Source organism: Streptomyces sp. NPDC087270, from assembly GCF_044744625.1.
GTDB lineage: Bacteria > Actinomycetota > Actinomycetes > Streptomycetales > Streptomycetaceae > Actinacidiphila.
The window spans coordinates 48661-74559 of sequence record NZ_JBIUYR010000010.1 but is presented as its reverse complement, the minus strand read 5'-3'; the positions used below and the strand labels follow the sequence as shown (position 1 = coordinate 74559).

The 25899-nt window shown below is 72.5% G+C and carries 24 protein-coding genes; 8 read left to right on the top strand and 16 right to left on the bottom strand.

The genetic code is table 11. The features are described 5' to 3' along the window. Positions 1–78: 78 nt before the first annotated feature. Genes ACIPAE_RS20820 through tgmC form a run of 3 tightly spaced genes read left to right on the top strand, consistent with a single transcriptional unit; the run spans position 79 to position 2383 of the window. Positions 79–279, top strand: coding sequence for a putative ATP-grasp-modified RiPP (locus tag ACIPAE_RS20820; RefSeq protein WP_402447034.1), 201 nt, complete (start codon positions 79–81; stop codon positions 277–279). Then, the gene (gene tgmB / locus ACIPAE_RS20815; RefSeq protein WP_402447032.1) at positions 279–1244 is read left to right on the top strand and encodes an ATP-grasp ribosomal peptide maturase; all 966 of its coding nucleotides are present in this window, start codon (positions 279–281) and stop codon (positions 1242–1244) included. The genes ACIPAE_RS20820 and tgmB overlap by 1 nt, the downstream gene beginning before the upstream one ends. Next, positions 1241–2383, top strand: a complete 1143-nt coding sequence (gene tgmC / locus ACIPAE_RS20810; protein ID WP_402447030.1) for an ATP-grasp peptide maturase system methyltransferase — start codon at positions 1241–1243, stop codon at positions 2381–2383. Before tgmB ends, tgmC begins: the two co-directional genes overlap by 4 nt. 55 nt (positions 2384–2438) lie before the next feature. Here tgmC and ACIPAE_RS20805 read toward each other — a convergent pair whose 3' ends face one another. The 6 genes from ACIPAE_RS20805 to ACIPAE_RS20780 form a co-directional block, all read right to left on the bottom strand. Beyond that, complete coding sequence (locus ACIPAE_RS20805) at positions 2439–3725, bottom strand: geranylgeranyl reductase family protein (protein WP_328467819.1); 1287 nt, start codon at positions 3723–3725, stop codon at positions 2439–2441. Between the two features lie 122 nt (positions 3726–3847). Continuing rightward, positions 3848–5905, bottom strand: coding sequence for a zinc ribbon domain-containing protein (locus tag ACIPAE_RS20800; protein WP_402447027.1), 2058 nt, complete (start codon positions 5903–5905; stop codon positions 3848–3850). 131 nt (positions 5906–6036) lie between these two features. Then, a complete protein-coding gene (locus ACIPAE_RS20795; RefSeq protein WP_329365973.1) occupies positions 6037–6729 on the bottom strand; it encodes a demethylmenaquinone methyltransferase in 693 nt (230 codons plus the stop codon). A 110-nt stretch (positions 6730–6839) separates the two neighbouring features. Beyond that, positions 6840–8039, bottom strand: coding sequence for a cyclic dehypoxanthinyl futalosine synthase (gene mqnC, locus ACIPAE_RS20790; RefSeq protein ID WP_328467813.1), 1200 nt, complete (start codon positions 8037–8039; stop codon positions 6840–6842). Positions 8040–8188: 149 nt separating this feature from the next. Further along, positions 8189–9394, bottom strand: a complete 1206-nt coding sequence (locus tag ACIPAE_RS20785) for a M23 family metallopeptidase (RefSeq protein WP_402447023.1) — start codon at positions 9392–9394, stop codon at positions 8189–8191. A gap of 74 nt (positions 9395–9468) precedes the next feature. Further along, on the bottom strand, positions 9469–10329 hold the full coding sequence (locus ACIPAE_RS20780; protein WP_329365977.1) for a menaquinone biosynthesis protein: 861 nt from the start codon (positions 10327–10329) through the stop codon (positions 9469–9471). Positions 10330–10572: 243 nt separating this feature from the next. Between ACIPAE_RS20780 and ACIPAE_RS20775 the strand changes: the two genes are divergently transcribed. After that, positions 10573–10776: a cold-shock protein gene (locus ACIPAE_RS20775; protein WP_328467807.1), complete on the top strand. Its 204-nt coding sequence runs from the start codon at positions 10573–10575 to the stop codon at positions 10774–10776. A gap of 140 nt (positions 10777–10916) precedes the next feature. Here ACIPAE_RS20775 and ACIPAE_RS20770 read toward each other — a convergent pair whose 3' ends face one another. Next, complete coding sequence (locus tag ACIPAE_RS20770) at positions 10917–12800, bottom strand: AMP-dependent synthetase/ligase (RefSeq protein ID WP_329365980.1); 1884 nt, start codon at positions 12798–12800, stop codon at positions 10917–10919. A gap of 195 nt (positions 12801–12995) precedes the next feature. Continuing rightward, positions 12996–14309, bottom strand: coding sequence for an acetyl-CoA C-acetyltransferase (locus tag ACIPAE_RS20765; RefSeq protein ID WP_366410112.1), 1314 nt, complete (start codon positions 14307–14309; stop codon positions 12996–12998). An 88-nt stretch (positions 14310–14397) separates the two neighbouring features. Here ACIPAE_RS20765 and ACIPAE_RS20760 point away from each other — a divergent pair, with 88 nt between their 5' ends. After that, complete coding sequence (locus ACIPAE_RS20760; RefSeq protein WP_402447018.1) at positions 14398–15714, top strand: 3-oxoacyl-ACP reductase; 1317 nt, start codon at positions 14398–14400, stop codon at positions 15712–15714. Position 15715: 1 nt separating this feature from the next. Continuing rightward, positions 15716–16513: a MaoC/PaaZ C-terminal domain-containing protein gene (locus tag ACIPAE_RS20755; protein ID WP_329365986.1), complete on the top strand. Its 798-nt coding sequence runs from the start codon at positions 15716–15718 to the stop codon at positions 16511–16513. A 228-nt stretch (positions 16514–16741) separates the two neighbouring features. On the opposite strand, the gene ACIPAE_RS20750 is transcribed toward ACIPAE_RS20755, so the two are convergent. The 6 genes from ACIPAE_RS20750 to ACIPAE_RS20725 all read right to left on the bottom strand — a co-directional run bounded on the left by ACIPAE_RS20750 (position 16742) and on the right by ACIPAE_RS20725 (position 20962). Next, positions 16742–17311 carry a TetR/AcrR family transcriptional regulator gene (locus ACIPAE_RS20750; RefSeq protein WP_366410172.1) on the bottom strand — a complete coding sequence of 190 codons (570 nt, stop codon included), beginning with the start codon at positions 17309–17311 and terminating at the stop codon, positions 16742–16744. Between the two features lie 106 nt (positions 17312–17417). Then, positions 17418–17732, bottom strand: coding sequence for a DUF4229 domain-containing protein (locus ACIPAE_RS20745; RefSeq protein ID WP_366410109.1), 315 nt, complete (start codon positions 17730–17732; stop codon positions 17418–17420). 64 nt (positions 17733–17796) lie between these two features. Beyond that, positions 17797–18321, bottom strand: a complete 525-nt coding sequence (locus ACIPAE_RS20740; RefSeq protein WP_402447014.1) for a GNAT family N-acetyltransferase — start codon at positions 18319–18321, stop codon at positions 17797–17799. 57 nt (positions 18322–18378) lie between these two features. Further along, the gene (mqnE, locus tag ACIPAE_RS20735) at positions 18379–19542 is read right to left on the bottom strand and encodes an aminofutalosine synthase MqnE (RefSeq protein WP_328467793.1); all 1164 of its coding nucleotides are present in this window, start codon (positions 19540–19542) and stop codon (positions 18379–18381) included. A gap of 105 nt (positions 19543–19647) precedes the next feature. Continuing rightward, a complete protein-coding gene (locus tag ACIPAE_RS20730; RefSeq protein WP_328467791.1) occupies positions 19648–20103 on the bottom strand; it encodes an Lrp/AsnC family transcriptional regulator in 456 nt (151 codons plus the stop codon). Between the two features lie 82 nt (positions 20104–20185). Continuing rightward, complete coding sequence (locus ACIPAE_RS20725) at positions 20186–20962, bottom strand: UbiX family flavin prenyltransferase (protein WP_402447358.1); 777 nt, start codon at positions 20960–20962, stop codon at positions 20186–20188. Between the two features lie 405 nt (positions 20963–21367). On the opposite strand from ACIPAE_RS20725, the gene ACIPAE_RS20720 reads away from it, so the two are divergent. Continuing rightward, positions 21368–21925, top strand: a complete 558-nt coding sequence (locus ACIPAE_RS20720; protein WP_329374040.1) for a rhomboid family intramembrane serine protease — start codon at positions 21368–21370, stop codon at positions 21923–21925. Positions 21926–22066: 141 nt separating this feature from the next. Further along, positions 22067–23176: a hypothetical protein gene (locus ACIPAE_RS20715; protein WP_402447010.1), complete on the top strand. Its 1110-nt coding sequence runs from the start codon at positions 22067–22069 to the stop codon at positions 23174–23176. Between the two features lie 142 nt (positions 23177–23318). On the opposite strand, the gene mqnP is transcribed toward ACIPAE_RS20715, so the two are convergent. Further along, positions 23319–24236, bottom strand: coding sequence for a menaquinone biosynthesis prenyltransferase MqnP (gene mqnP / locus ACIPAE_RS20710; protein ID WP_329365991.1), 918 nt, complete (start codon positions 24234–24236; stop codon positions 23319–23321). Positions 24237–24351: 115 nt separating this feature from the next. Then, positions 24352–25803: a menaquinone biosynthesis decarboxylase gene (locus ACIPAE_RS20705; RefSeq protein ID WP_329365993.1), complete on the bottom strand. Its 1452-nt coding sequence runs from the start codon at positions 25801–25803 to the stop codon at positions 24352–24354. Positions 25804–25899: the final 96 nt, after the last annotated feature.

Below are 25899 nucleotides of genomic sequence, written 5' to 3'. Positions count from 1 at the left end.
GACGGCGTGCGAACGCTTCCAGCACAAGCGCGTGTGAACTCTCCCTCGGAACGTGCCCATTGAGCCACTGATGAGCTGATGCGGCCTGGTACCGGGTGGGCGTCCCACGAGATCGCCATGATCGTGGACGAGGAGGGCCGCACGGTCGAGTTGGGAGACCACGGCACCAGTACGAGCGGTGTCACACCCACCAGTACGACGCCCGGCGATGGCGCGGGGCCGAGTGGCCCGACGGACTCGGACGTCACCGAGTCCTACGACCAGGACCAGTCCGACTGATGGACGACCGACCCGGGTCGGTGCTGGTGCTGACCAACAGCCGAGACGTGACGTCGGATGTCGTGCTGCGGATACTCGCCGCACGACGAGTTCCCGTGGTCCGCCTCGACCCCGGCATCGACCTGTACGCGGGTGCTTCGCTGTCCGCCGGATACGGCACGGGCGAACAAGGATGCCTCCTGCGCACCCCGAGCCGGCAACTCGATCTCGCACACGTACGGTCCGTCTGGGTCCGCAGGCCCTCGCCCTACGGGGGCCCTCCCGGGCTGGACGAACAAGACCGCAGGTTCGCTGCGGCGCAGCATACCTGGGGAACCGGAGGCATCCTCGCCTCGCTCCCGGGAGCGCACTACGTCAACCACCCGTGGCGCAACCGTGCGGCCGAGCACAAGGCCGCCCAACTCGCCGCCGCGCAGAGAAACGGGTTCCTGGTGCCCGACACCCTCATCACCACGGACGAACACGAGGTCCAAGACTTCATGGCGCGCCAAGTCGGCACAGTCGTGTACAAACCTCTGTGGAGCATGCCTTACCGGGTGGACGGTCAGCCGCGCAGTGTCTGGGTGCGCGAGGTGAACGAGGACGAGATCACGAGTGCCGTTGCCGTCTGCCCGCACCTGTTCCAGGCCACGGTCGACAAGGAGTTCGACGTGCGGGTGACCGCCGTCAGCGATCGGTTGTTCGGTACCCGGATCGACAGCTCGGACGTCGACTGGCGTCACCGGCAGGACCTCATGCGGTGCGGACCGATCGCCGTGCCGGAGGCGGTCGCAGACTCCATCGCTTCCTACCTCGGCGAATTCGGCCTGACCTACGGCGCGTTCGACTTCGCCGTGACCGCTGACGGCCGGTGGTACTTCCTGGAGTGCAACCCCAACGGGCAGTGGGCCTGGCAGCCGGCCGAAACCACCGACGCCATCGCGCACGCCATCTGCGACGAACTACAGAAGGACTCCGACCTGTGAGCACACTGGCTCAACTGCGCGCCGCGCTGGCGGACAGGCTCGCCGAGGACGGCACGCTGACGGACCCCGCGTGGCGTGGCGCCGTCGAGACGGTTCCCCGGGAGTTGTTCACACCGTCCTACTTCGACGAGGTCCCGGACAGCTTCCCGACCCGCTACCGACCCGTGCACCAAGGTGACGACGGCTGGCTGGAGGGCGTCTACGGCGACCGGACGCTGATCACGCAACTGGACGGCCGCATCCGGCCCGGCGATGTGACCGAAGGGACCGTCACCGGCTCCCCTTCCTCGTCGTCCACCCTTCCTTCGCTGGTGCTGCGCATGTGGCACCAGCTCGATGTCGAGTCGAGGCAGCGGGTGTTGGAGGTCGGGACCGGGACCGGGTACTCGACCGCCATCGGGGCGCACCGCCTCGGGAGCACCGCGCTCACCAGCATCGAGTACGACCCGGTGGTCGCGCAGGCAGCCTCCGCAGCACTCGGCGCAGCCGGGTACGCACCGAGGCTGATCGTCGGGGACGGCCTGCGCGGAGATCCGGAGGGCGGCGCGTACGACCGCCTGATCGCCACCTGCTCCGTCCGCTACATCCCCCTGGCCTGGCTGCACCAGGTGAAACCGGGCGGGAAGATCCTGGTCACGCTGTCCGGTTGGGGCTACGCGTCCGGGCTGGTGCTCCTCACGGTGACCGGACCCGGCACCGCCACGGGCAGGTTCCTGCCCGGGTACACCAGCTTCATGATCGCCCGCCCGCACGACCGGCCGCCCCGCCCCGCGCTTGCCCTGCTGCCCGGCGACGACCGTCCGAGCACCATCGATCCCGCGGTCATCACCACCTGGACCGGCGGTTGGGTCGCCCAGCTCGCCGCGCCTGCGGCAGAGCGGCTGGGAGCGGGAGCCGAACAGGTCCTGTGGGACGTTTCCACCGGTTCACAGGCCCGGACCACGCCCGGACCGGACGGCGGCTGGACGGTCGTACAGCGCGGGCCCGTACGGCTGTGGGACCGGGTCGAAGCGGCCGTTCAGCGCTGGCAGGAGGCCGGCGCCCCGCACCAGGAGGGCTTCGGCCTCACCGTCTCCCCGACCGGGCAGCGCGTCTGGATCGGCGACGAGGACGGTCCGGGCTGGGACCTGCCCGTCTGACCGCCGGTCGCCCCGGAGCCGTACGGGCCCGGCCCCGCGTTGCCCGGGCGCCGGTTCAGGCGCGGGGGGTGATCTTGGTGAGGCCGTTGATGATGCGGTCCATCGCGTCGCCGCCGGTGGGGTCGGTGAGGTTGGCGAGGAGCTTGAGGCAGAAGCGCATCAGCATCGGGTGGGTCAGGCCGCGCTGGGTGCACAGCTGGAGGACCTTCGGGTTGCCGATCAGTTTCACGAAGGCGCGGCCGAGGTTGTAGTAGCCGCCGTAGGTGTCCTTGAGGATGCGCGGGTAGGCGGCGAGCGCGAGTTCGCGCTGCCCGGCGGTGGCGCGGGCGTGCGCCTGGGTGATCACGTCAGCGGCGATCTGCCCGGATTCCATCGCATAGGCGATGCCCTCGCCGTTGAACGGGTTGACCAGCCCGCCCGCGTCGCCGACCAGCAGCAGGCCGCGGGTGTAGTGCGGCTGGCGGTTGAAGGCCATCGGCAGCGCGGCGCCGCGGATCGGCCCGGTCATGTTCTCCGGGGTGAAGCCCCAGTCCTCCGGCATGGAGCCGACCCACGCCTTGAGCACCTCGCGCCAGTCCAGCTCGCGGAAGGCCGCCGAGGAGTCGAGGATGCCGAGGCCCACGTTGGAGGTGCCGTCGCCGAGGCCGAAGATCCAGCCGTAGCCCGGCAGTTGGCGCGGGGCGGCGCCGCGCCGGTCCCACAGCTCCAGCCAGGACTCCAGGTAGTCGTCCTCGTGCCGCGGCGAGGTGAAGTACGTCCGCACCGCGACCCCCATCGGGCGGTCGTCGCGGCGGTGCAGGCCCATCGCCAGCGACAGCCGGGTGGAGTTGCCGTCGGCGGCGACCACCAGCGGCGCGTGGAAGGCGGCCGGCGTCTTCTCCTCGCCGAGCTTGGCGGTGACGCCGGTGATCCGGCCGGTGCGCTCATCGACGATCGGCGCTCCGACGTTGCACCGCTCGTACAGCCGCGCGCCGGCCTTCACGGCCTGCTGGGCGAGGAGTTCGTCGAAGTCCTCGCGCCTGCGCACCAGTCCGTAGTCCGGGTAGGCGGCCAGCTCCGGCCAGTCCATCTCCAGCCGCATGCCGCCGCTGATGATCCGCAGGCCCTTGTTGCGCAGCCAGCCCGCCTCCTCCGAGACGTCGATGCCCATCGACACCAGCTGCTTGGTGGCGCGCGGGGTCAGCCCGTCGCCGCAGACCTTCTCGCGCGGGAAGGCGGTCTTCTCCAGCAGCAGCACGTCGAGACCGGACTTGGCCAGGTAGTACGCGGTCGTCGAACCGGCGGGCCCGGCGCCGACGACGATCACATCGGCGCTGCGCTCGGACAGTGCGGTGTCGGTCACGTGGACTCTCCCGGTTCGGCGAAGGGCTGTTGCTGGTGTTCGACGTCGGATGCGAGGACGTCATGCCGAGTGTATGAGGCCGCCGCTCCGGGTGGAGCGGCGGCTCTCGGGAGAGCGGCGGGTCAGTGCGGGTCCGGCGGCGGCTTGCGCAGCCGGTCCGGTTCCACCACGCCCAGGTCGTGCACGACAGGCTCCGCCGGCGCGGGCGGGCCGGGGGGCTGCGGCGGGCCGTACGCCCCGGCGGGCGGGCCGGGTTGGGGCGGCACCGCGCCACCGGGGACCGCGCCGTACGTCCCGCCGGTCGTCCCGTACGTCCCGCCGTACGCCGCTCCGCTCTGGGGAACCGGGCCGTACGGCGAGGGGGCGCCCGGTCCGACCGGGTACGCCGGCGGCACCCGGCCGCCGAAGACCCGCCACACGTACGGCGCGACCAGCACGCCGCCGAACGTCCACAGCAGGCCGAGACCCAGCATCTCGGGCACCTTCGTGCCCGCGCTGACGTGGTCGAGCACGCCGGTCAGGGCCGTGTCCCCGCCGGTGCGCGCGCCGCTGACCGCGGCCAGGATCACCAGCAGGCCGGTGAACAGCGCGGCCACCGCGAACTGTTCGGGGCGGCCACGGGTCCGCCGGACCGCGAGCACCCCGATCAGCAGCGCGCAGCCGAGCCCGCCCGCGACCGTGCCGGTCACCGACCAGCCGCCCCACACGTGGTTGAGGTCGCCCAGGCCGAAGGACACGTGGTGCTCGTTGCCGTTGCCGTAGTCCGAGCCCACCCGGAACGGCGCCCCCCAGCTCAGCCCCAGCCCGGAGACCCCGAGGTTGAGCAGCAGCAGCCCGGCCGCGGCCACTCCCCAGCCGGTCAGGTCGTGGTAGTGCGCGGCCGCGATCACGAAGACCACGGCGCCCGCGATGAGCAGGGTGGCCAGCAGCGCGATCGCCGTGGTGGAGACCACCCGGTACGTGGCCGCGGCACCCGGCCGCGCGGCGAGCCACGCCGTCAGCGCCGGACGGCACAGTACGATCAGCGCCGTGACCAGGCTGAGCACGAAGGTCCCCAGCATGGCCAGGAACGGCGCGGTGGTGAAGTGCGCCAGGGCGATGTGCGGCTCGGCGAAGAAGCCGACGGCGAGCGCCGCGGCGGCGGCGAGCAGCGCGACGCGTACGGCGGCCGCGGCGCTGTCGGCGGTCGTGACCGGGCCGGCGCCCGAGGCGGCGGCCGTGGCGAGTTGCCGCTTGCGCATCATCCGCAGGCCGAGCACCAGCACCAGGACCCACAGCAGGGTGACCGTCCAGGGCAGGACGGTGAGCGACGCGTGGTACGTGTGCGCGTGGCCGCCGCTGCCACTGCCGCTCATGGTGTAGCCGACGTCGCTGCCGGAGTCGAAGGTGTCGTACCCGTCAGAGCCGTCGGAGCCGTCCGAACCGTCCGAACCGTCGGAGCCGTTGTCGTACCCGTCGCTGCCGTCGTCGTACCCGTCGGAGCCGTCGTCGTACCCGTCGCTGCCGCCGTCATAGCCGTCGGAGCCATCCGAACCGTCGCTGCCGCCGTCGGAGAACTCGTCACCGTCGGAGCCGCCGTCGGAGAAGTCACCGCCGTCGCTGCCGTCGCTGCCACCGTCGGAGAACCCGTCACCGTCGTCCGAGTCGTCGAAGCCGGTGTCGTCGGTGTAGGTCGTGCTCGCCTTGAGGTTGCCGCCGAGGCCCTGGACGAGGGCGGCGAGGGCGGCCCGGGTGCGGGTGGCCATGCCGACCGAGCCGCTGGGCAGCGCTGTGCCCGCGACACCCGCGATCGCCAGGGCCGCCGCGACGATGGTCAGCGCCGGGCCGAGCGCGACCAGCAGCGGCATCTCCCAGCGGCCGGTGAACACCCTCCGCACGAACACCGCGGCGGGCGAGGGCACGACCGGTCCGGGCGGCGGGTAGCCCGGCCCGTAGCCGGGCGGGCCCGGCGGTATCGCCGTCTGCCCGGGCGGCGCGCCGTACGGCGGCGGCGGTGGAGGAGGCGGTGGAGGCAGCGCCCCGACCTGGGTCGGAGTGGCCTGCGGCGCGGGAGCGTCGGTCGGCGGGGGCGGGGGCGGCGCGGGGAGGGAAGGCGCGGTCAGGTCACGGCCGCAACGCGGGCAGAAGCGGACGCCTTCCGCCTCGGCGACCTGGTTCCCGCACGCGGGGCAGAACGGCATCGGCAACTCCGGGAGACGGCGGGGCTGCTGTCCCCCCGCGGACATCGCAGCATATGGCCCCCACCGGCGACGACGACCCGGAACCGCGGATTCCTCTTCCGTGGAGGCCGGTTACCGCTTGCCGGATACAGCTACCCGTTCGCGCCGCGGTGCAGCGCCACGATCCCGCCGGTCAGGTTGCGCCAGGCCACGCCCGTCCAGCCCGCGTCCTTCAACCGCCCGGCCAGCGCCCGCTGGTCGGGCCAGGCGCGGATCGACTCGGCGAGGTACACGTACGCGTCCGGGTTGCTGCTCACCTTGGTCGCCACCGGGGGCAGCGCGCGCATCAGGTACTCGGTGTAGACGGTGCGCAGCGGCCGGTACGTCGGGTGGCTGAACTCGCAGATCACCAGCCGCCCGCCGGGCCTGGCCACCCGCCGCATCTCGCGCAGCGCCGCGTCGGTGTCGTGCACGTTGCGCAACGCGAACGAGATGGTGACCGCGTCGAACACCCCGTCGGCGAACGGCAGTCGGGTCGCGTCGCCGGCGGTCAGCGGCAGCTCCGGGTGGCGCTTCTTGCCCTCCCGCAGCATGCCGAGCGAGAAGTCACAGGGGACGACCTGCGCGCCCGCCGCCACGAACGGCAGCGACGAGGTCGCCGTGCCCGCGCCCAGGTCGAGCACCCGCTCGCCCGGCCGTACGTCCAGCGCCTGCGCCACCGCCCTGCGCCACAGCCGGGTCTGGCCGAGCGACAGCACGTCGTTCGTCAGGTCGTACTTCGCCGCCACACCGTCGAACATCGCGGCGACGTCCTGCGGCTGCTTCTCCAAGGAGGCCCGTGTCACGCGCCCCACCCTACGTCCAAGGTGAGCAGGGCGGCCTTCCAGGGGCGCGGGCCCGTCCGGACGTGGTGCGGCCCGGCCCGTGGAGCGACCACCCGGCTACCACCCGGCTGTTACCTGGCTTCGAGGATCTTCAACTCGGGGTGCGCGGTGCCGCCCTCGATCGCGGTCGAGGACAGGTGGGAGACGACGTGGTCGTCGACCGGGTCGTTCGCCGGGTCGTCGTGCACGACGAGGTGCTCGTAGGTGGTCGCGCGCTGCGCGGGCACGCGCCCGGCCGCGCGGATCAGATGGATCAGCTCCATCCGGTTGGAGCGGTGCTTCGCCCCGGCCGAGGAGACGACGTTCTCCTCCAGCATGACCGACCCGAGGTCGTCCGCGCCGTAGTGCAGCGACAGTTGGCCGACCTCCTTGCCGGTGGTGAGCCAGGACCCCTGGATGTGGGCGACGTTGTCGAGGAAGAGCCGCGCGATCGCGATCATCCGCAGGTACTCGAAGAGCGTCGCCTGCGTCTGGCCCTTCAGGTGGTTGTTCTCCGGCTGGTAGGTGTACGGGATGAACGCCCGGAACCCGCCGGTGCGGTCCTGCACGTCGCGGATCATCCGCAGGTGCTCGATCCGCTCCGCGTTGGTCTCACCGGTGCCCATGAGCATGGTCGTGGTGGACTCCACGCCCAGCCCGTGCGCGGTCTCCATGATCTCCAGCCACCGCTCGCCGGACTCCTTCAGCGGTGCGATCGCCTTCCGCGGCCGCTCCGGCAGGAGTTCCGCGCCGGCGCCGGCGAACGAGTCGAGCCCGGCGGCGTGGATACGGCGGATCGCCTCCTCCGCGCTGACCCCGGAGACCCGCGCCATGTGGTCGATCTCGGACGCGCCCAGCGAGTGGATCACCAGCTGCGGGAACTCCCGCTTGATCGCGGCGAAGTGCTCTTCGTAGTACTCGACGCCGTAGTCCGGGTGGTGGCCGCCCTGGAACATGATCTGGGTGCCGCCGAGTTCGACGGTCTCGGCGCAGCGGCGCAGGATGTCGTCGAGCCCGCGGCTCCACCCCTTGCCGGTGTCCTTCGGCGCCGCGTAGAACGCGCAGAACTTGCACGCGGTGACGCACACGTTCGTGTAGTTGATGTTGCGCTCGATGATGTACGTCGCGATGTGCTCGGTGCCCGCGTAGCGGCGGCGGCGCACCGCGTCGGCGGCGGCCCCGAGCGCGTGCAGCGGCGCGGACCGGTAGACGTCGAGCGCTTCCTCCGGGGTGATCCTGCCCCCTGCGGCGGCGCGGTCGAGGACGGCTGCGAGTTCGGTCGAGGAAGTCACCGTGGCAGGCCCTTCGGAGGATACGAATCCGGACCGGCCCAGCCTACGCCAGCGCCTTCCCCCACCCCTGACCCCCTGCCCGACCGCCCCACCGTGGGCTCCCCGGGCCGCCCGGGCGGAGGTACGGCGACCGTCACGACGGCGGGCCGCTACCCGGGGACGCTGATCCGCCGGCCCCGCCGGAGCCGGCCGCGCACCCCTTCGAACCGCAACTGGACGCTCCGGCCGTCCCGGTCCGCCTGGAGGTGCAGGTGCGGCTCGGTGGAGTTGCCGGAGTTGCCGACCTCGCCGAGCCGGTCGCCGACCGCCACCCGGTCGCCGACCCGGACCCGTACGGTGCCCGGCCGTAGATGCGCGAGCAGGACGTGTTCGCGGCCGGTGTCGATCGCGACGTGGTTGCCGGCCGGCGGCGCGAACACCACCCGGCCCGGCGCCTGGTCCGGCCAGCCGTCGGCGGCCCGCACCACGGTGCCGGCGCACGGCGCGTACAACGGGGTCCCGTAGGCCGCGTACGTGGACGCGTCGCGGTCGATCCGCAGACCGGGCGCCCGGGTGCCGTCAGGACCGAGCTTGACCAGATCGACGGCCCAGCGCTGCTCCGGCACGACGTGGTGGTGGTTGAGCCAGCGCCCGCCTCCCTGCATCACCCACCACACCCCCGGGTCGAGCGGCAGCCGCAGGGGGCTCGACACCGTCTCGGCCGCCCTGGCCCGTCGGCTCGAAGCGACCACTGCGGCCAGCGCCGCCACCAGGACCCATTCCACGGCCCCCCACAGGCTCACGGTGCCCCGCGGGCGGCCCGGCAGGCGCACGGCCGAGGCCGCCGAGGCGACCGTCAGCGCGGCGAGCGCCCAACGGGCCCACCGGGGAAGGTCGGTGGCCGAGGGCGCCTTGAAGCCGAACGCCATCACCAGCAGGAACCCCACGACCGCGGCCCGGTCCAGCCACTCCCCCGCCGAGCCGGCGGTCCACAGGGCCGCCCCGGCGGCCACCAGCGCGAGCGGCCAGACCACGCGCGCCGACCACACCCGTGCGGCCCGCAGCGCCGGCGCCGCCCGCCACGGCGAGCGGGCCGCGGGCCGCCCGGCCACGTACAGCGCGGCCAGCCGACCCTCGTCGTCGACCTGGCCGGCCACGGCCACCCGGCCGCGCGGCCCCCGTGCGAACAGCCCGTCCGGTCGTTCCTCGACGCCCTCGAACGGGCCGATCCGCTCCCGCGTCCCGGCCAGGATCGCGGCCAGGCGCGGCTGCCCCACGGCCTCGACCACCCGCGGCGCCGCGGCGTACCGCTCCGCCTCGCTGCCGGCCCGGAAGAACGCGTCCAGCGCTTCGGCGGCTCCCCGTCGTCTCCCCATCCACCGCACGGTACCGACGGCGGGCTCCGACGTGGGCCGCTCGGCTCAAGGGCGGTGGGCTCAGCGCGGTGGGCTCACGCCGGGGGGAGGAGTTCCACGCCGGCGCCCGGGGGGAAGCCGACGCGGCGGGCGAACTCGGTGATGCCGGTCTGCTGGGGGGTGCCGAGCGAGAAGTCCAGGGTGGTGAAGTAGCTGCGCAGCAGCTCCTCGTCGAACGCCTCCCAGCGCGCCGCCTGCTCGGCGACCTTGTCGACCTCCTGGAGGGACAGGTCGCGGGAGGCGAGGAAGGCGCGGTGCACCTCGTGCACGGCGTCGGGGTGCGCGGCGAGGTAGTCCCGCCGGACCGCCCAGACGGCGAAGACGAAGGGCAGCCCGGTCCAGTCCTTCCACATCTGCCCGAGGTCGTGGACGGTGAGGCCGAGCCGGGGCGCGTCGTGGAGGGAGGCGCGCAGGGCGGCGTCGCCGATCAGCACCGCGGCCTCGGCCTCCTGCATCATCAGCGAGAGGTCCGGCGGGCAGCGGTAGTAGTCCGGGGTGACGCCGTACCGCTCGGCGAGCAGCAGCTCGGCGAGGCGGACGGAGGTGCGGCTGGTGGAGCCGAGCGCCACCCGCTGGCCGTCCAGCCGGTCCAGCGGCAGCTGGCTGACGATGACGCACGACATCACCGGGCCGTCGCAGCCCACCGCGATGTCGGGCAGCGCCACCAGCTGGTCGGCGTGCTTGAGGTACTCCATGAGGGTGATCGGGCCGATGTCCAGATCGCCCTCGACGAGCTGGGCGCTGAGCTTCTCCGGGGTGTCCTTCGTCAGCTCCACGTCCAGCAGCGCACCCGTCCTGGCCAGGCCCCAGTAGAGCGGGGTGCAGTTCAGAAACTGGATGTGGCCGACCCGGGGGCGGACCCGGTCGCTGTCGCTTTCACGCGCGGTTGTGTCCATATGGCGGACGCTACTCCTGGGTCACCGCGGAGCTGTGCGGGGGTGCCCCGGCGAGCCGTAAGAAGGATCTTGCAACCCTTCCCCGCTCCGGACCCCACATGCTAGGCTCATCGCAAGTTGCAGTTTGGTTTCCTTGCAGTACTAAAGCCTGCGGATCATGTAACCCGCAGGCTTTTGTAGTTTTCAGACTTCGCTGTTGCAGGTTCTGGAGCAGGGCAACCCTTTGGGCCCAAGGAGGGCTTTATGGCTACCGGAACCGTGAAGTGGTTCAACGCTGAAAAGGGCTTCGGCTTCATCGCCCAGGACGGCGGCGGCCCGGATGTCTTCGTTCACTACTCCGCGATCAACGCGACCGGCTTCCGCTCCCTCGAGGAGAACCAGCCGGTGACCTTCGACGTCACCCAGGGTCCGAAGGGCCCCCAGGCGGAGAACGTCACCCCCAGCTAGTTCTCCACTAGTCGGGACGGACAGCGGCGCGATCGCGCCCAGAACCTGCAGTACCAAGGGGCCCCGCAATTGCGCGGGGCCCCTGCCTCCTTTTACCGCCCTCTCTCCTGCACCGTTCAAGGTCGGGCATCGAGGGCACCCTAACGGAGGTAGAGCGCCTCGATGTCCTCGGCGAAGTCCGCGGCGACAGCCGCCCTCCGGAGTTTCATCGACGGGGTGAGGTGGCCGCTCTCCTCGGTGAAGTCGACCGGGAGTACCCGGAAGGCGCGGATCGACTCGGCCCGGGACACCGTGGAGTTCGCGTCGTCCACGGCCTTCTGCAGTTCGGCGAGCAGGTCCGGGTCGGTGACGAGCTGCGCCGGCCGCAGCCCCTCCTTGTGCCGCATCCGCCGCCAGTGCGTGAGGCCGTCCGCCTCCAGCGTGATCAGCGCGGTCACGAACGGCCGGTTGTCGCCGACCACCATGCACTGGCCGACCAGCGGATGGGCCCGCAGTCGGTCCTCCAGGGGCGCCGGCGCCACGTTCTTGCCGCCCGCGGTGATCAGGATCTCCTTCTTCCGGCCGGTGATCCGCAGATACCCGTCCCCGTCCAGCTCGCCGATGTCCCCGGTCGGAAACCACCCGTCCACCTGCGGCACCCCGCTCGGGTCGTTCCAGTAGCCGGTGAAGACCTGCCCGCCGCGCAGCAGCACCTCCCCGTCGTCGGCGATCCGTACCGCGGTGCCGGGCAGCGGCTGCCCCACGGTGCCCAGCCGCGGCGCCAGCGGCGGGGTGACGGTGGCGGCCGCGGTGGTCTCGGTCAGGCCGTACCCCTCGAAGACCATCACCCCGGCGCCCGCGTAGAAGGCGGTGAGCCGCTCGCCCAGCGGGGAGCCGCCGCAGATCGCGTACTTGACCTTGCCGCCGAGCGCGGCCCGTATCCGGCGGTAGACCAGCGGGTCGTACAGCGCGTGCGCCATCCGCAGGCCCAGCGAGGGCCCGGGTCCCGCGCCGGTCCGCTGGGCGACCACCGCCCGGCCGTAACGCTGCGCGATCGTGGCGGCACGGTCGAACGACGACGCCCGGCCCATCTTCTCCGCGGTCGCCCGGCCGGTGTTGTAGACCTTCTCCAGCACGTACGGGATGGCCAGCAGGAAGGTCGGCCGGAAGCCGGCCAGGTCGGCGAGCAGGTCCTCGGTGGCGATGCTGGGCGCGTGGCCGAGCCGGACCCGGGCGCGCAGGCAGCCGACCGCGACCATCCGCCCGAAGACGTGCGACAGCGGCAGGAAGAGCAGGGTCGAGGCGGGCTCGTCGCTCACCGACTTGAAGACCGGGTGCAGCAACTCGGTGGCGTTGTCGACCTCGGCGAAGAAGTTGCCGTGGGTGAGCACGCAGCCCTTGGGGCGGCCGGTGGTGCCCGAGGTGTAGATCAGCGTGGCCGTGCTCGCCGGGGCCAGGCCCTGCCGCCGCGAGGTGACGAGCGCGTCCGGCAACTCCTTGCCCTCCGAGCTGAGTTGCGCGATCGCGCCCGCGTCCAGCTGCCACAGCTGGCGCAGCTCCGGCAGGTCGGAGCGGCGCCCGGTCACCAGCCGGGACTGCTCCACGTTCTCCACCGCGCAGGCCGCGGCGCCCGAGTCGCCGAGTATCCACGCGATCTGCGAGGCGGACGAGGTCGGGTAGATCGGTACGGTCACCAGCCCGGCGGCCCACCCCGCGAAGTCCAGCAACGTCCACGCGTAGCTGGTCCGCGCCATGATCGCCAACCGCTCGCCCGGCCGCAGTCCGGCCGCGATCAGCCCCTTCGCGACCGCGGTCACCTCCGCGCAGAACTCCGCGGCGGTCACGTCACGCCAGGTCCCGTCCGCGCCCTCCCGGCTCAGCACGACGTCCCGCGGAGCCTCGGCCGCGTTGGTGAACGGGATGTCCGCCAAGCTGCCGCTCCTCGGCGCCTCGACCAACGGGGGTACGGCCGCCTGCACGGTCCGGCCTTCCTCGGTCACCAACTGCGGCGCCGGATGCACCGGTTGCCCTGCTTCGATCGACATGGTTGCGGCTCCAGAAGAGGTGAGGGTGAGTTGCGCCCCTTGGGGGTTGCCGTCGTCCTTCCGCGGAGGTGGCCGCACATACCCAGGGGCGCTGGGGGCACCTCCCGGCGAGGCCAGGGGGAGAACTGCGCGACGAGCCACCCGCGGACCGAAAGGTCCGGGCACTCACGGGACGGGGCGCCCCGGGCGGTCCCGCTAAGGACGTTCGAGCACCGCGGTGACGCCCTGTCCGCCCGCCGCGCAGATCGAGATGAGGCCGCGCCCGGGCGACCCGCGCTCCGCGAGGAGCTGCGCCAGGGTCCCCACGATCCGTGCCCCGGTCGCGGCGAAGGGATGCCCGGTCGCGAGCGACGACCCGGCCACGTTGAGCCGCGCCCGGTCGATCGTGCCGAGCGGCCCCGCCAGCCGCAGGCGATCCGCACAGAACGCCTTGTCCTCCCAGGCCGCCAGCGTCGCCAGCACCTGGGACGCGAACGCCTCGTGGATCTCGTAGAAGTCGAAGTCGCCGAGGCCGAGTCCGGCCCGCTCCAGCATCCGCGGCACGGCGTAGGCGGGTGCCATGAGCAGCCCGTCCGCGTCGGGCCGGTCGGAGACGAAGTCGACCGCGGCCGTCTCGTACGCGGTCAGGTACGCCAGCGGGGTCAGCCCGTGTGCGGCGGCCCACTCCTCGGAGCCGAGCAGGACCACCGCGGCGCCGTCGGTGAGCGGCGTGGAGTTGCCCGCGGTCATGGTGCCGCCGGGCCCGCCGTAGACGGGCTTGAGCCGGGCCAGCTTCTCCGGGGTGGAGTCGGGCCGCAGGTTCTGGTCGCGGTCCAGGCCGCGATAGGGGCTGACCAGGGGCGCGAAGAAGCCGCGGTCGTAGGCGGCGGCGAGGTTGCGGTGGCTGGCGGCGGCCAACTCGTCCTGCGCGGCCCGCGTGATGCCCCACTGCGCGGCGGTGACGGCGGCGTGCTCGCCCATCGACAGGCCGGTGCGCGGCTCGGCGTTGCGCGGCATGTCGGGCACGACGTGGCGGGGGCGCAGTCCGGCCAGCGCGCGGGCGCGGCCACCGAGGGTCTTCGCGCGGCGGGCGGCGAGCAGGGTGCGGCGCAGCTCGTCGTTGACGCCGAGCGGCGCGTCGCTGGTGGTGTCGGCGCCGCCGGCGATGCCGGAGTCGATCACGCCGAGCGCGATCTTGGCGGCGACCGCGAAGACGGCCTGGAGACCGGTGCCGCACGCCTGCTGGATGTCGTAGGCGGGGGTGGTCGGGTCGAGGACGGAGCCGAGCACGGTCTCCCGGGCGAGGTTGAAGTCGCGGGCGTGCTTGAGCACCGCCCCGGCCGCGAACTCCCCCACCGTCGCGCGGCCTTCGGCGGGGGCGCCGCCGCCGGCCAGGCCGGTGCGCTCGGCCAGGCCGTTCAGCGCGGCCGTGAGCATGTCCTGGTTGGACGCGGTGGCGTAGGGGCCGTCCGAGCGGGCGAAGGGGATGCGGTGGCCGGCGATGACGGCGACGCGGCGAACGGTATGCATGCGGAACTCCTGAGGGCTCTTGGCCGGAGCGACAACTCACCAGTAGCCTTACCGGCGGTAAACTTACTCCAGAGTAAGGAGAAGGCCAATGGCCGACCGCTATCTCGGCTTCACCGGTACGGCTCCCGGCCGCTTCCTCACCCGGCGCCTCGGGCTGCCGCAGCCGACCGCGCTGCGGCGCTGGTCGGCCGCGACCCCCGAACTCGACGGCCCCGTGCTGCGGTTGACCGCAGGCGAGCCGGCGCCGCCCGCCGCCCCGGGCGACCCGAGGCCGGCCGCGGTGGTGCTGGACGCGACGGGCGTCACCGAACCGGCCGGGCTGCGGGCGGTCCGCGACAGCCTTCACCCGCTGGTGCGTTCGCTGGCCGCGTGCGGCCGGGTGGTGGTGCTCGGCGCCCGGCCGGACCACGCCGACGTCCACCAGGCCGCCGCCCAGCAGGCGTTGGAGGGCTTCGTCCGCTCGCTCGGCAAGGAGATCGGCCGGGGCAGGACCGTACAGCTGGTCCGGCTCGCGCCCGGCGCCGCCGCCGACTCCACGCTGGAGTTCCTGCTCTCGCCCAAGTCGGCGTACGTCAGCGGGCAGGTGATCGAGGTCGGCCCGGAGGTGGGCGGGCCGACCACCGGAGATGCCGAGGCGACCGGCGCGGCCTCCGCCCGGGACGGGGCCGCGGGGACGGGCGGCAAGCGTACGGCGCTGGTCACCGGGGCGGCCCGCGGCATCGGCGCGGCGGTCGCGGCCACGCTCGCCAGGGACGGCGCCCACGTGATCTGCCTGGACGTACCGCAGGCGGCCGACGCGCTCGCCGAGACCGCGGCCCGGATCGGCGGCACCGCGCTGACCGTGGACATCACCGCGCCCGACGCCGCCGAGCGGATCGCGGCCGCGGTGCCCGGCGGCCTGGACGTGCTGGTGCACAACGCCGGCATCACCCGCGACCGCAAGCTCGCCAACATGGCCGCCGAGGGCTGGGACGCGGTGATCGAGGTCAACCTCGGCAGCGTGCTGCGCGTCACCGACCACCTGCTGAAGGCCGGCGTGGTCCGCCCGCACGGCCGGATCGTCGGCACCGCGTCCATCGCCGGCATCGCGGGCAACGTCGGCCAGACCAACTACGCCGCCTCCAAGGCCGGCATCATCGGCTTCGTCCGCGCGCTGGCCGCCGCCCCCGAGGTGCGCGAGCGCGGCATCACCGTCAACGCGGTCGCCCCCGGCTTCATCGAGACGCGGATGACCGCCGCCGTACCGCTGTTCATCCGCGAGGCCGGGCGGCGGATGAACTCGCTCGGCCAGGGCGGGCAGCCGCAGGACGTCGCCGAGACCGTGGCCTGGTTCGCGGCGGCCGGCTCCGGCGGCGTCACCGGCCAGGTCGTCCGCGTCTGCGGCCAGTCCCTGCTGGGGGCGTGAGATGGCGCTGCTGCTCACCCTGGGGCGCGGCGCGCTGACCGGCATCGGCAAGAAGCCCTCGGCCGGCGCCGCGCTGCCGCACCGGCGGCTGACCGAGCCGGACGTACGGATCGACCCGGCGCGGATGGCCCGGTACGCGGAGGTCTGCGGCTACTCCCCCGCGGCCGACCGGGTGCCGCTCACCTACCCGCACATCCTCGGATTCCCGCTCGCCGCGCGCATCATGGCCGCGCGGGACTTCCCGCTGCCGCTGATGGGCCTGGTGCACACCTCGATCGAGATCGCCGCGCGGCGGCCCCTCACCAGCCGGGACCGGCCCGAGATCGCCGTCCACGCCGAGGAGTTGCGGCCGCATCGGCGCGGCACGGAAGTGGTGTTCGTCACGGAGGCCCTGCTCGGCGGGGAGCCGGTGTGGACCGACCGCAGTACGTATCTGGCCCGGCACGCCACCGGCCGCCCGCAGGAGCCGCGGGCCGACCGCGCCCCCGAAGCCGAGCTGCCCGCGGTCGAGGAGTGGCGGCTGCCGGCCGATCTCGGGCGCCGCCACGCCCGTGTCTCCGGCGACTACAACCCGATCCACCTGCACGCCTGGACGGCCCGGCCGCTCGGCTTCCCCCGCGCGATCGCCCACGGGATGTGGACCGTCGCCCGCAGTGTCGCTGCGCTCGGCTTGAGCGAGACGGTGCGCGCGGAATTCCGCGCTCCGGTGCCGCTGCCCTCCACGGTCACCTTCGCGGCTTCCGGACCACGGTTCGAGGTGCGCTCACGGCGAGGCCTCCACGTTTCCGGGGCAAGCTGACCCCCCGGGGTGCCCCTGCCTGCCGGTTCAGGGACCACCTGCCGGTGGGGGGTTGCCCGCGCAGTTCCCCGCGCCCCTGGATGGTGCACCTCTTCCGCGGCGGCCGGCCACAACAGGGGCGCGGGGAACTGCGCGACAAGCCACCGCGGACCGCAAGGTCCCGTATCGCAGCGAACGAGGCACCCCGGAGGGTCAGGGGCACCCCAGGGAGTCAGATACCCCAGGGCCTCAGGGCACCCAAGGACTCCCCTCAAGAAGGTTGCCGAGCCCGGCCCACGCGAAGTTCATCAACGTCGCGGCCGTCTCCAGCCCGTCCGGCGAGGACCCCGCAAGGGACTCCGCCGCACCGACGAGCGCGAGCGCCAGCGCCCGCACCTCGCGTTCGGCCAGCGCCGGCCCGCAGGGCGCCCCGCGCGCGGCGGAACCGATCAACGCGGTGACGAAGTCGACGAGCTCCGCCCGCATCGCGGCGACCTCGTCGCCGGAGGGAGCGCCCCCGCTGCGGGCCTGGCCGTAGAGAAGGTTCCAGCCGTCGGGATGCTCGGCGGTGTACCGGAAGAACCCGAGCAGCCCGGACCACAGTTGGCGGTCAGGGGCGGCACCGGTCTCGACGGACGCGCGCACCGCCGCGCTGAGCGCCTGGGCCTCGCGCCGTACGCACGCGGTGAACAGCTCGTCCTTGGAGTTGAGGTAGAGGTAGACCAGCGGCTTGCTGACGCCCGCCGCGACGGCGATCTCGTCCATGGAGGTGGCGCGGTAGCCGCGGCGGGCGAAGACGGCCACGGCCGCGTCCAGCATCTGCCGCTCGCGGACCGCCCTCGGCACGCGCTGCGCGCGCTTGCCCTGGGTCCCCACCGGCGCCACCCTCCCCCGTGCTCAGTGGTCGGTCGCGGGGACCGGCCGGTCAGGCGGCGTGCGGCTTCCCGCCGTGCGTGACCTCGCGGGCCTCGTCGTCGGCGTCGTCCTCCTGGCCCGCGGCGGCGGCCAGGTTGAGCCGGGTGCGCTCGACCCGGCTGGAGACCTGGGCGGCGGCCTGCTCACGGGCGCCGCGCAGCAGCACGAAGCTCAGCGGCGCGGAGACGATCAGCGCGAGCAGGGCGACCCACAGGTAGTTCGAGTTCCCGAGCCCGGCCGGCAGGATGTGCAGCCGGACCAGGCCCCAGATGACCACGAAGCTGCCGACGATGAGGCCGAAGCGCATTGCGGTGTATCGGAGCATGCGTCCAGTGAAGCACGCCCCGATCCCGGCCCTCGGCCCACCCCCGCCTCCCCGCTCCGCGCTCCTAGGACAGGGGCAGCAGCATGAAGACGTCGTCGCGGTCGTCGTCCGGGGCGACCCGGATCGCGTTGGGCACCCGGCCCACCTCCTTGTAGCCGCAGGAGGCGTAGAAGCGTTCGAGGCCGAGGCCGCCGCGGCAGGTCAGCCGGATCGCCTCGACCCCGCCGAGCCCGCGCGCGGCCCGCTCGGCCTCGGCCAGCAGCGCCCGGCCGTACCCCGCACCCTGGTGGCGCGGGTGGACCATCACCGTGTAGAGCCAGATCCAGTGGGTCATCAGCCGGTGGGAGTTGTACGTGAGGAACGCGGTCGCGGCGACCCGACCGTCCTCGTCGCGGCCGACGAGCAGCCGGCGCCGCCCCGCCTCGACCTCGGCGAGCGACTCCGCCAGGGACGGCGCGATCTCCCCGGGGGTGACCGGCGGCACGAAGCCGACCGCGCCGCCCGCGTTGCTCACGTCCGCCCACAGCGCGAGTATGCCCTCGCGCAGGTCGTCGTCGATCACCGGATCGAGTACGAAGGTAAGTGCCATAGCAGCAGAGTACCTATTACCCGCGTGCGGCCGCCCGCCGTTTTCCTGTCACCCGCGTCACACCCGCATGGGCTGCGGCGACTCCCGGCGGGAGCCGTCGGGGCCCGGGTACTCGCGGAGGATCTCGTAGCGGGTGTTGCGCTCGACCGGACGGAAGCCCGCGTCCCTGATCAGGTCGAGGATGTCGTCGCGGGTCAGCTTGTTGGGCGTGCCGTAGTCGTCCGCGTCGTGGGTGATCTTGTACTCGACGACCGAGCCGTCCATGTCGTCGGCGCCGTGGTTGAGGGCGAGTTGGGCCGTGGACAGGCCGTGCATCACCCAGAACACCTTCACGTGCGGCACGTTGTCGAACAGCAGCCGGGACACCGCGAAGGTCTTCAGCGCCTCCGCGCCGGTGGCCATGGTGGTGCGGGCCTGGAGGGTGTTGCGGACCTTGCCGTCCTTCATGTCCACGAAGTCGTGCTGGTAGCGCAGCGGGATGAAGACCTGGAACCCGCCGGTCTCGTCCTGGAGTTCGCGTAGCCGCAGCACGTGGTCGACGCGGTGCCGGGGCTCCTCGATGTGGCCGTAGAGCATCGTCGCCGGGGTCTTGAGGCCCTTGGAGTGCGCCAGCCGGTGGATGCGGGACCAGTCCTCCCAGTGGGTGCGGTGGTCCACGATGTGCTGCCGCACCTCCCAGTCGAAGATCTCGGCGCCGCCGCCGGTCAGCGACTCCAGGCCGGCGTCGATCAGTTCGTCGAGGATGTCGGAGGCGGACAGGCCCGAGATCGTCTCGAAGTGGTGGATCTCGGTGGCGGTGAACGCCTTCAGCGAGACCTGCGGCAGCGCCTCCTTGAGCGCCTTCAGCGACCGCGGGTAGTACCGCCACGGCAGCGTCGGGTGCAGGCCGTTGACGATGTGCAGCTCGGTGAGGTTGTCGCCCTCCATGGCCTTGGCCAGCCGGACGGCCTCCTCGATCCGCATCGTGTACGCGTCCTTCTCGCCCGGCTTGCGCTGGAAGGAGCAGTACGCGCACGACGCGGTGCACACGTTCGTCATGTTCAGGTGGCGGTTGACGTTGAAGTGGACCACGTCGCCGTTCTTGCGGGTGCGCACCTCGTGCGCGAGGCCGCCCAGCCACGCCAGGTCGTCGGACTCGTAGAGCGCGACCCCGTCCTCACGGGTCAGCCGCTCGCCGGCGTGGACCTTCTCCTCCAGCTCGCGCTTGAGCCCAGCGTCCATGTCTGTGTCTCTCCTCCTACGCGGTTCGGCCCACCCGACGGTACTCCCCCGACCCGCGGCCGGCGGTGGGGGCACCTCCCGGCGCAGCCGGCGGAAGTGCCCCGGTCACACCTCTTCGGGAAGGTGCCCGACCCGGTTCTCCCACTTGGTGGAGAGCACGATGGTGGTACGGGTCCTCGCCACGCCCTTGGTGCCGGACAGCCTGCGGATGGTGTGTTCGAGCCCGTCCACGTCGCCGACCCGGACCTTGAGCATGTACGAGTCGTCGCCCGCGATGAACCAGCAGTCCTCGATCTCGTCCAGGTCCGACAGCCGCCGGGCCACCTCCTCGTGGTCGGCGGCGTCCGACAGCTGGAGCCCGACCAGCGCGGTCACCCCCAGGCCCATCGCGGCGGGGGCGACGGTCGCGCGGTAACCGGTGATCACGCCAGCCTGCTCCAGGCGGTTGATCCGATCGGTGACGCTCGGCCCGGACAGACCGACGAGCCGGCCCAGCTCGGCGTAGGACGCCCGGCCGTTCTCGCGCAACGCCTGAATGAGCTGCCTGTCCACCGCGTCCATCGGATTGGACCCTCCCGTTCGCCTGGTGACTGCGCTGTCAGGACACGAATCTAAGGCATGAAACGGTTCTTGCCCTGCGCATCTACACTTCGATGCCGCCGAACGACCCGTCGGAAGGCCCGTCGGACGTCCCGTCGGAAGATCCGTGCGGTGTCCCGCCCGGCGCCCCGTCCCGCTCGCCCGACGCACCGCCGAGCTCGCCCGTCCACCGCCGGTACAACCGGTGCGGCACGCCTGCCGCGTCCAGCACCCGCCCGGCCACGAAGTCCACCAGTTCCTGCGCCGTGGTGCCGCCGGCGTAGAACGCCGGTGAGGCGGGCAGCACCACCGCGCCCGCGTCGGCCAACGCGGTGAGCTGGCGCAGCGTCTGACCGCTCAACGGGGTCTCGCGCACCGCGACCACCAGCGGCCTGCGCTCCTTGAGCGTGACGCTCGCCGCGCGCTGCAACAGGTCCTTGGACAGGCCCAGCGCCACCCCGGCCACGCACGCGGTGCTGGCCGGCACGATCAGCATGCCCTTGGCCGGATAGGAACCCGAGGACGGCCCGGCCGCGAGGTCGCCCGCAGGCCAGTACCGTACGGCCGCCAGGTCGGGGCCGGGGGCGAAGGCGTCCGGACGGCCGTCGGCGCCGCGGGCCAGCCACCGTGCCAGGTCCTCCCGCCAGTGCGCGTCCCGCACCGCCGCCCCGGTCTCGTCGAGCAGGGTCAGCCGGGCGGCCCGGCTGACCACCAGGTCCACGCTCTCGCCGGCGGCCAGCAGCGCGCGCAGCACCGCCGCCGCGTACGGCGTGCCCGAGGCGCCGGAGACACCGACGATCCACGGGGTGCGCCCACCGCGCCCCGGCGCACCGCCGCCCACGCCCGCGCCTGCGCCCGCGCCCCGGCCGGGGTCCGCGTCCGTCACGCCGTCCCTGCCGCCCACGTTGTCCAGCTCGTCCCGGTCCGCGTCCTCCACGCGGTCGAGCGTAGCCGCGACCTGCGCAAGGCGCCGACCCGGGCAGGTTCGCCCGGGTCTCCCCCGGTACGGACGGTTCCGGCCGATCGGCCCGAGCGGGACGGGAACCGCAGACGGTGTCGGCGGCGTCGTGCACACTGGAGAGCACTGAACCACGTGGGGACGTGGCGGGATTGGGGGGATTCGGTGGCGTACGGACGCATCGCGGCGTACACCGGCCGCGGGGGGGCGCTGCGCGCACCGCTGCGCGCCCGTGACCGGACCACGTCCGCCACGGCCGGCGACCGGCTCGCCTCCGCCGCGGTGCTGATGGTGGCCTGGGTGGCGCTGCTGTGGGCCCTGGAGGTCGTCGACATGACGACCGGCCACCGGCTGGACAGCCTCGGCGTCCAGCCGCGCAGGGCCGGCGAGTTGGTGGACATCGTCCCCTCGGCTTTCATCCACTTCGGCTACGGGCACGTGGCGTCCAACACCCTGCCGCTGCTGGTGCTCGGCTTCATCGCCGCGCTGCGGGGCATCGGCCGCTTCCTGGGCGTGGCCTTCGCCGTCATCGTCATCGACGGGCTCGGCGTCTGGGCGTTCTCCCCCGCGCACACCAACACCGCGGGCGCGTCCGGCCTGATCTTCGGCCTGTTCAGCTATCTGCTGGTGCGCGGCTTCGTCGACCGCCGCGCGCTGGAGTTGGTGGTGGGCCTGCTCGTCGGGGCGTACTACGGCACCTCCATCCTGTGGGGCGTGCTGCCGGTGCACACCGGCGTCTCCTGGCAGGGCCATCTCTTCGGCCTCGTCGGCGGGGTGGCCGCGGCCTACCTGTTCCGTGAACGGCCGGCCGAGGTACGGGCCGGCGAACCACCGTACGGCGGCTGAGCGGTTGCCGGATTCCGGCAACCAACCGGCCGGCAACTCGCCCTGAACAACCCGGGTGATTCCACAGCGCCCGCACAGTTACGCTTCTGCTCCAGCTCGTCCACTTACCCACCCCTTTCCTAGGAGTTCGTCATCATCAGCATGCGCAAGGGCCTCGCCGCCGCCGGAGTGGTGGCCCTCATATCCGCCGGGTCCGCAGCGTGCGGTGCGGACAGCCCCGCCTCGCCCCAGGGAAAGGTGAGCGACGCCTTCCAGAAACTCGGCAAGCAGAACACCGTCTCCGTCGACCTGGGCTTCAGCGGCACCTCCGCCCAGATCTACTCGGCCATGAAGAACGAGGACGGCTTCACGCAGGCCGACGCCGACCTGCTCGCCTCGCTGCACGTCACGATCGGCGGCAGCTCGCAGCAGTCGCTGAACCTGCTCGGCAAGAGCTTCGGCAAGGGCGCGGACGCCACCAAGGGCTCCTCCGCGGGCTTCCTGCTCTCCACCGACGGCCCGAGCGGCAAGAAGCTGATCGAGGTGCGCATGGTCGACCAGAAGGTCTACCTGCGGGCCGACATCCAGGGCCTGGAGAAGCTCGACACCAGCAAGTCCGACGGCGACTCCATCAACCAGTTCAACGAGCAGTACCTCAACGGCCTGACCAGCACGCCCGGTTCGGTGGGGTCGGCGCTCAAGGGCAAGTGGGTCAGCATCGACCCGACGGTGTGGAGCGCGTTCGTCAAGAGCGCCCTCGCCGCCCAGGGCGCGGACAGCGGTTCCGGCTCGACCACCCCGACGCTCGACCCGCAGACCCAGAACCAGATCGTCACCTCGCTGCGCGCCGCGCTGACGAAGGACGCCACCTTCGCCGACGCCGGCAAGAAGGGCGGCGCCGACCACATCACGGTCACCGTGCCCGCGCAGCAGTTCGCGAAGGACGTGGCCACGGGCGTCACCCCGGCGCTCAAGCAGATCCCCGGCATGAAGCAGTCCGACCTGGACAGCCTGCAGAAGGCCGAGGGCGTGCCGAACAAGAAGGTCGCGGCCGACGTCGCCATCAAGGACGGCAAGATCGAGTCGATCACCTTCGACATCCACCAGTTGGACAGCCAGTCCACCGGCCCGCTGCCGCTGACCGTCGGGTTCAAGGGCAGCGCGGCGCCGATCTCCGCGCCGAGCGGCGCGGTCGCGCTCAACCCGCAGGACGTGGTGAGCGCGATCATGAAGCAGTTCGGCGGCGACGGCTCGGACAACTCGATGTTCTGAGCGCGGCCCCACCCGCGCCGCACGACGCCCGCCCGGTGAGGCGTGCCGTGCGGCGCGGACCGCGAGACGCGTGACACAGGACGGCGACGGCCCCGGCGGATCACACCCTCCCGCCGGGGCCGTTCACAAGTCCGTTTGCCCGCTACCAGCCCAGGCCGCGCGCGATCAGGTCGAAGAGCGCGAAGACGAAGAGCGTGATGCCGATGACGCCGTTCACCGTGAAGAACGCCCGGTTCAGGCGGCTCAGGTCGTGCGGCTTGACGATCGAGTGCTCGTAGACGAACGCGCCGGCCACGATCGCCATGCCCACCCACCAGAAGCCGCCCGCGCCGGTCGTGGCGCCGTACCAGACCAGCAGCGCGGTGGTGATCACATGGCAGACCCGCGCCCCGTACAGCGCCGCCGGGATGCCGAACCGGGCCGGCACCGACTTCACGCCGTGCGCCCGGTCCGCGGCCACGTCCTGACTGCCGAAGATCAGGTCGAACCCGCCGATCCACACCCCGACCGCCAGGCCCAGCACGACCGCGTGCCAGTCCCAGGAGCCGGTCACCGCAAGCCACGCGCCGATCGGCCCCATCGCCTGCGCGACACCCAGGATCGCGTGCGGGAAGTTGGTGAACCGCTTGCCGTACGGGTAGACCACCATCGGCACCACCGCGACCGGCGCCAGCGCCAGGCACAGCGGGTTGAGCAGCGCGGCGGCGCCGAGGAAGACCACCACGGCCGCCAGCGCCCCGGTCCACGCCGAGCGCACCGACAGCGCGCCGGTGACCAGTTCGCGCTTGGCGGTGCGCGGGTTGCGGGCGTCGATCTCCCGGTCGATGATCCGGTTGCAGGCCATCGCGAAGGTCCGCAGGCCCACCATCGCCACCGTCACCAGCAGCAGTTGGCGCCAGTGCACGCTGTGGCTCTCGCGGAACATCGCGGTCAGCGCGGCGATGTACGCGAACGGCAGCGCGAAGACCGAGTGCTCGATCATCACCAGCCGCAGAAAGGCCCGCACCCTGCTGTCGGGCCGCGGCTCCGACTCGAACAGATCCGGCGTCGTGGCGCTCACAGCTCGTCTCCGCTCTCTCCCAGCGCTGCCGCCTGGGAGGTACCCCCACCGCCCGCTCGGCACGAAAGTGCGGGTCTCGTCTTCGGCAGCCGCCCGGCGGCCTCGCGTGCGTCGCTCACCATCCGTACTCCTTCCACCGTTTCGTCACGAGCTCCGCCGTCTGCGGGTCGGAGAGCACCATCTCCGGCCAGCCGCCGTCACGGGTGTAGCCCTCCTCCGGCAGCTTACGGGTCGCGTCGATGCCTGCCTTGCCGCCCCAGAACTGCTGGTACGACGAGTGGTCGAGGTGGTCGACCGGGCCCTCCACCACCGTCAGGTCGCGGGAGTAGTCGGTGTTGCCGAACGCCCGCCAGGCCACCTCGTGCAGGTCGTGCACATCGCAGTCGGCGTCCACCACCACGATCAGCTTGGTGAGCGACATCATGTGGGCGCCCCACACCGCGTGCATCGTCTTCTGCGCGTGCTTGGGGTACTTCTTGTCGATGGAGACGATCGCGCAGTTGTGGAAGCCGCCCGCCTCCGGCAGGTGGTAGTCCACGATGTCCGGCACGATGATCTTCAGCAGCGGCAGGAAGAACCGCTCGGTGGCCCGCCCCAGCGGCCCGTCCTCGGTCGGCGGCCGGCCGACCACGATCGACTGGAACACCGGCCGCTTCCGCATCGTCACGCAGTCGATGGTCAGCGCCGGGAACGGCTCCTGCGGGGTGTAGAAGCCGGTGTGGTCGCCGAACGGCCCCTCCGGCAGCGTCTTCCCGGGCTCCAGCCAGCCCTCCAGCACCACCTCGGCGTGCGCGGGCACCTGGAGCGGCACCGTCTTGCAGTCCACCATCTCCACCCGCTTGCCCTGCACGAACCCGGCGAACAGGTACTCGTCGATGTCGCCGGGCAGCGGCGCGGTCGAGGCGTAGGTCACCGCGGGCGGGCAGCCGAACGCGATCGCCACCGGCAGCCGCTCGCCGCGCCGCTGGGCGACCTGGTAGTGGTTGCGGCTGTCCTTGTGGATCTGCCAGTGCATCCCGATGGTGCGCCGGTCGTGCCGCTGGAGCCGGTACAGGCCGAGGTTGCGCACCCCGCTGACCGGGTCCTTGGTGTGGGTCAGGCCGAGGTTGAAGAAGGACCCGCCGTCCTGCGGCCAGGTGAACAGGGCGGGCAGCCGGTCCAGGTCCACGTCGTCGCCGGTGAGCACGACCTCCTGCACCGGGCCGTCCTTCACCTTCTTCGGCGGCACGTGCACCATCCCGGCGAGCTTGCCGAACGCCTCCCGCACGCCGACGAACCCGTGCGGCAGCTCCGGTTTGAGCAGCCCGCCGATCTTCTCCCCGATGTCGGCGTACGACGTCAGGCCCAGCGCCTTCAGCAGCCGCCGGTCGGTGCCGTACACGTTCATCGCCAGCGGGGCGAGCGAGCCGCGCACGTTCTCGAAGAGCAGCGCGGGGCCACCGGCCTTGTTCACCCGGTCGGTGATCTCCCCGACTTCGAGGTACGGGTCCACCTCGGCGGTGATCCGCTTGAGGTCGCCGTCCTTCTCCAGTGCCCTCAGCAGCGAGCGGAGATCGTCGTAAGCCATGCGGTCAGTCTTCCACCCCGTGGCGGCGGTACGCGGCCGGGCCGCCGGACGCCGGACGCCAGGACGTAACCTGGGTGGGGTCAAGGATTGGTCAAC

Excerpts from the sequence above, each read along its gene's own strand:
- ACIPAE_RS20820 (WP_402447034.1), top strand. The coding sequence starts at position 79 with ATGCGGCCTGGTACCGGGTGGGCGTCCCACGAGATCGCCATGATCGTG.
- tgmB (WP_402447032.1), top strand. The coding sequence starts at position 279 with ATGGACGACCGACCCGGGTCGGTGCTGGTGCTGACCAACAGCCGAGAC.
- ACIPAE_RS20800 (WP_402447027.1), bottom strand. The coding sequence starts at position 5,905 with ATGCCGTTCTGCCCCGCGTGCGGGAACCAGGTCGCCGAGGCGGAAGGC.
- ACIPAE_RS20785 (WP_402447023.1), bottom strand. The coding sequence starts at position 9,394 with ATGGGGAGACGACGGGGAGCCGCCGAAGCGCTGGACGCGTTCTTCCGG.
- ACIPAE_RS20780 (WP_329365977.1), bottom strand. The coding sequence starts at position 10,329 with ATGGACACAACCGCGCGTGAAAGCGACAGCGACCGGGTCCGCCCCCGG.
- ACIPAE_RS20775 (WP_328467807.1), top strand. The coding sequence starts at position 10,573 with ATGGCTACCGGAACCGTGAAGTGGTTCAACGCTGAAAAGGGCTTCGGC.
- ACIPAE_RS20770 (WP_329365980.1), bottom strand. The coding sequence starts at position 12,800 with ATGTCGATCGAAGCAGGGCAACCGGTGCATCCGGCGCCGCAGTTGGTG.
- ACIPAE_RS20765 (WP_366410112.1), bottom strand. The coding sequence starts at position 14,309 with ATGCATACCGTTCGCCGCGTCGCCGTCATCGCCGGCCACCGCATCCCC.
- ACIPAE_RS20760 (WP_402447018.1), top strand. The coding sequence starts at position 14,398 with ATGGCCGACCGCTATCTCGGCTTCACCGGTACGGCTCCCGGCCGCTTC.
- ACIPAE_RS20755 (WP_329365986.1), top strand. The coding sequence starts at position 15,716 with ATGGCGCTGCTGCTCACCCTGGGGCGCGGCGCGCTGACCGGCATCGGC.
- ACIPAE_RS20750 (WP_366410172.1), bottom strand. The coding sequence starts at position 17,311 with ATGCTGGACGCGGCCGTGGCCGTCTTCGCCCGCCGCGGCTACCGCGCC.
- ACIPAE_RS20745 (WP_366410109.1), bottom strand. The coding sequence starts at position 17,732 with ATGCTCCGATACACCGCAATGCGCTTCGGCCTCATCGTCGGCAGCTTC.
- ACIPAE_RS20740 (WP_402447014.1), bottom strand. The coding sequence starts at position 18,321 with ATGGCACTTACCTTCGTACTCGATCCGGTGATCGACGACGACCTGCGC.
- mqnE (WP_328467793.1), bottom strand. The coding sequence starts at position 19,542 with ATGGACGCTGGGCTCAAGCGCGAGCTGGAGGAGAAGGTCCACGCCGGC.
- ACIPAE_RS20730 (WP_328467791.1), bottom strand. The coding sequence starts at position 20,103 with ATGGACGCGGTGGACAGGCAGCTCATTCAGGCGTTGCGCGAGAACGGC.
- ACIPAE_RS20720 (WP_329374040.1), top strand. The coding sequence starts at position 21,368 with ATGGTGGCCTGGGTGGCGCTGCTGTGGGCCCTGGAGGTCGTCGACATG.
- ACIPAE_RS20715 (WP_402447010.1), top strand. The coding sequence starts at position 22,067 with ATGCGCAAGGGCCTCGCCGCCGCCGGAGTGGTGGCCCTCATATCCGCC.
- ACIPAE_RS20705 (WP_329365993.1), bottom strand. The coding sequence starts at position 25,803 with ATGGCTTACGACGATCTCCGCTCGCTGCTGAGGGCACTGGAGAAGGAC.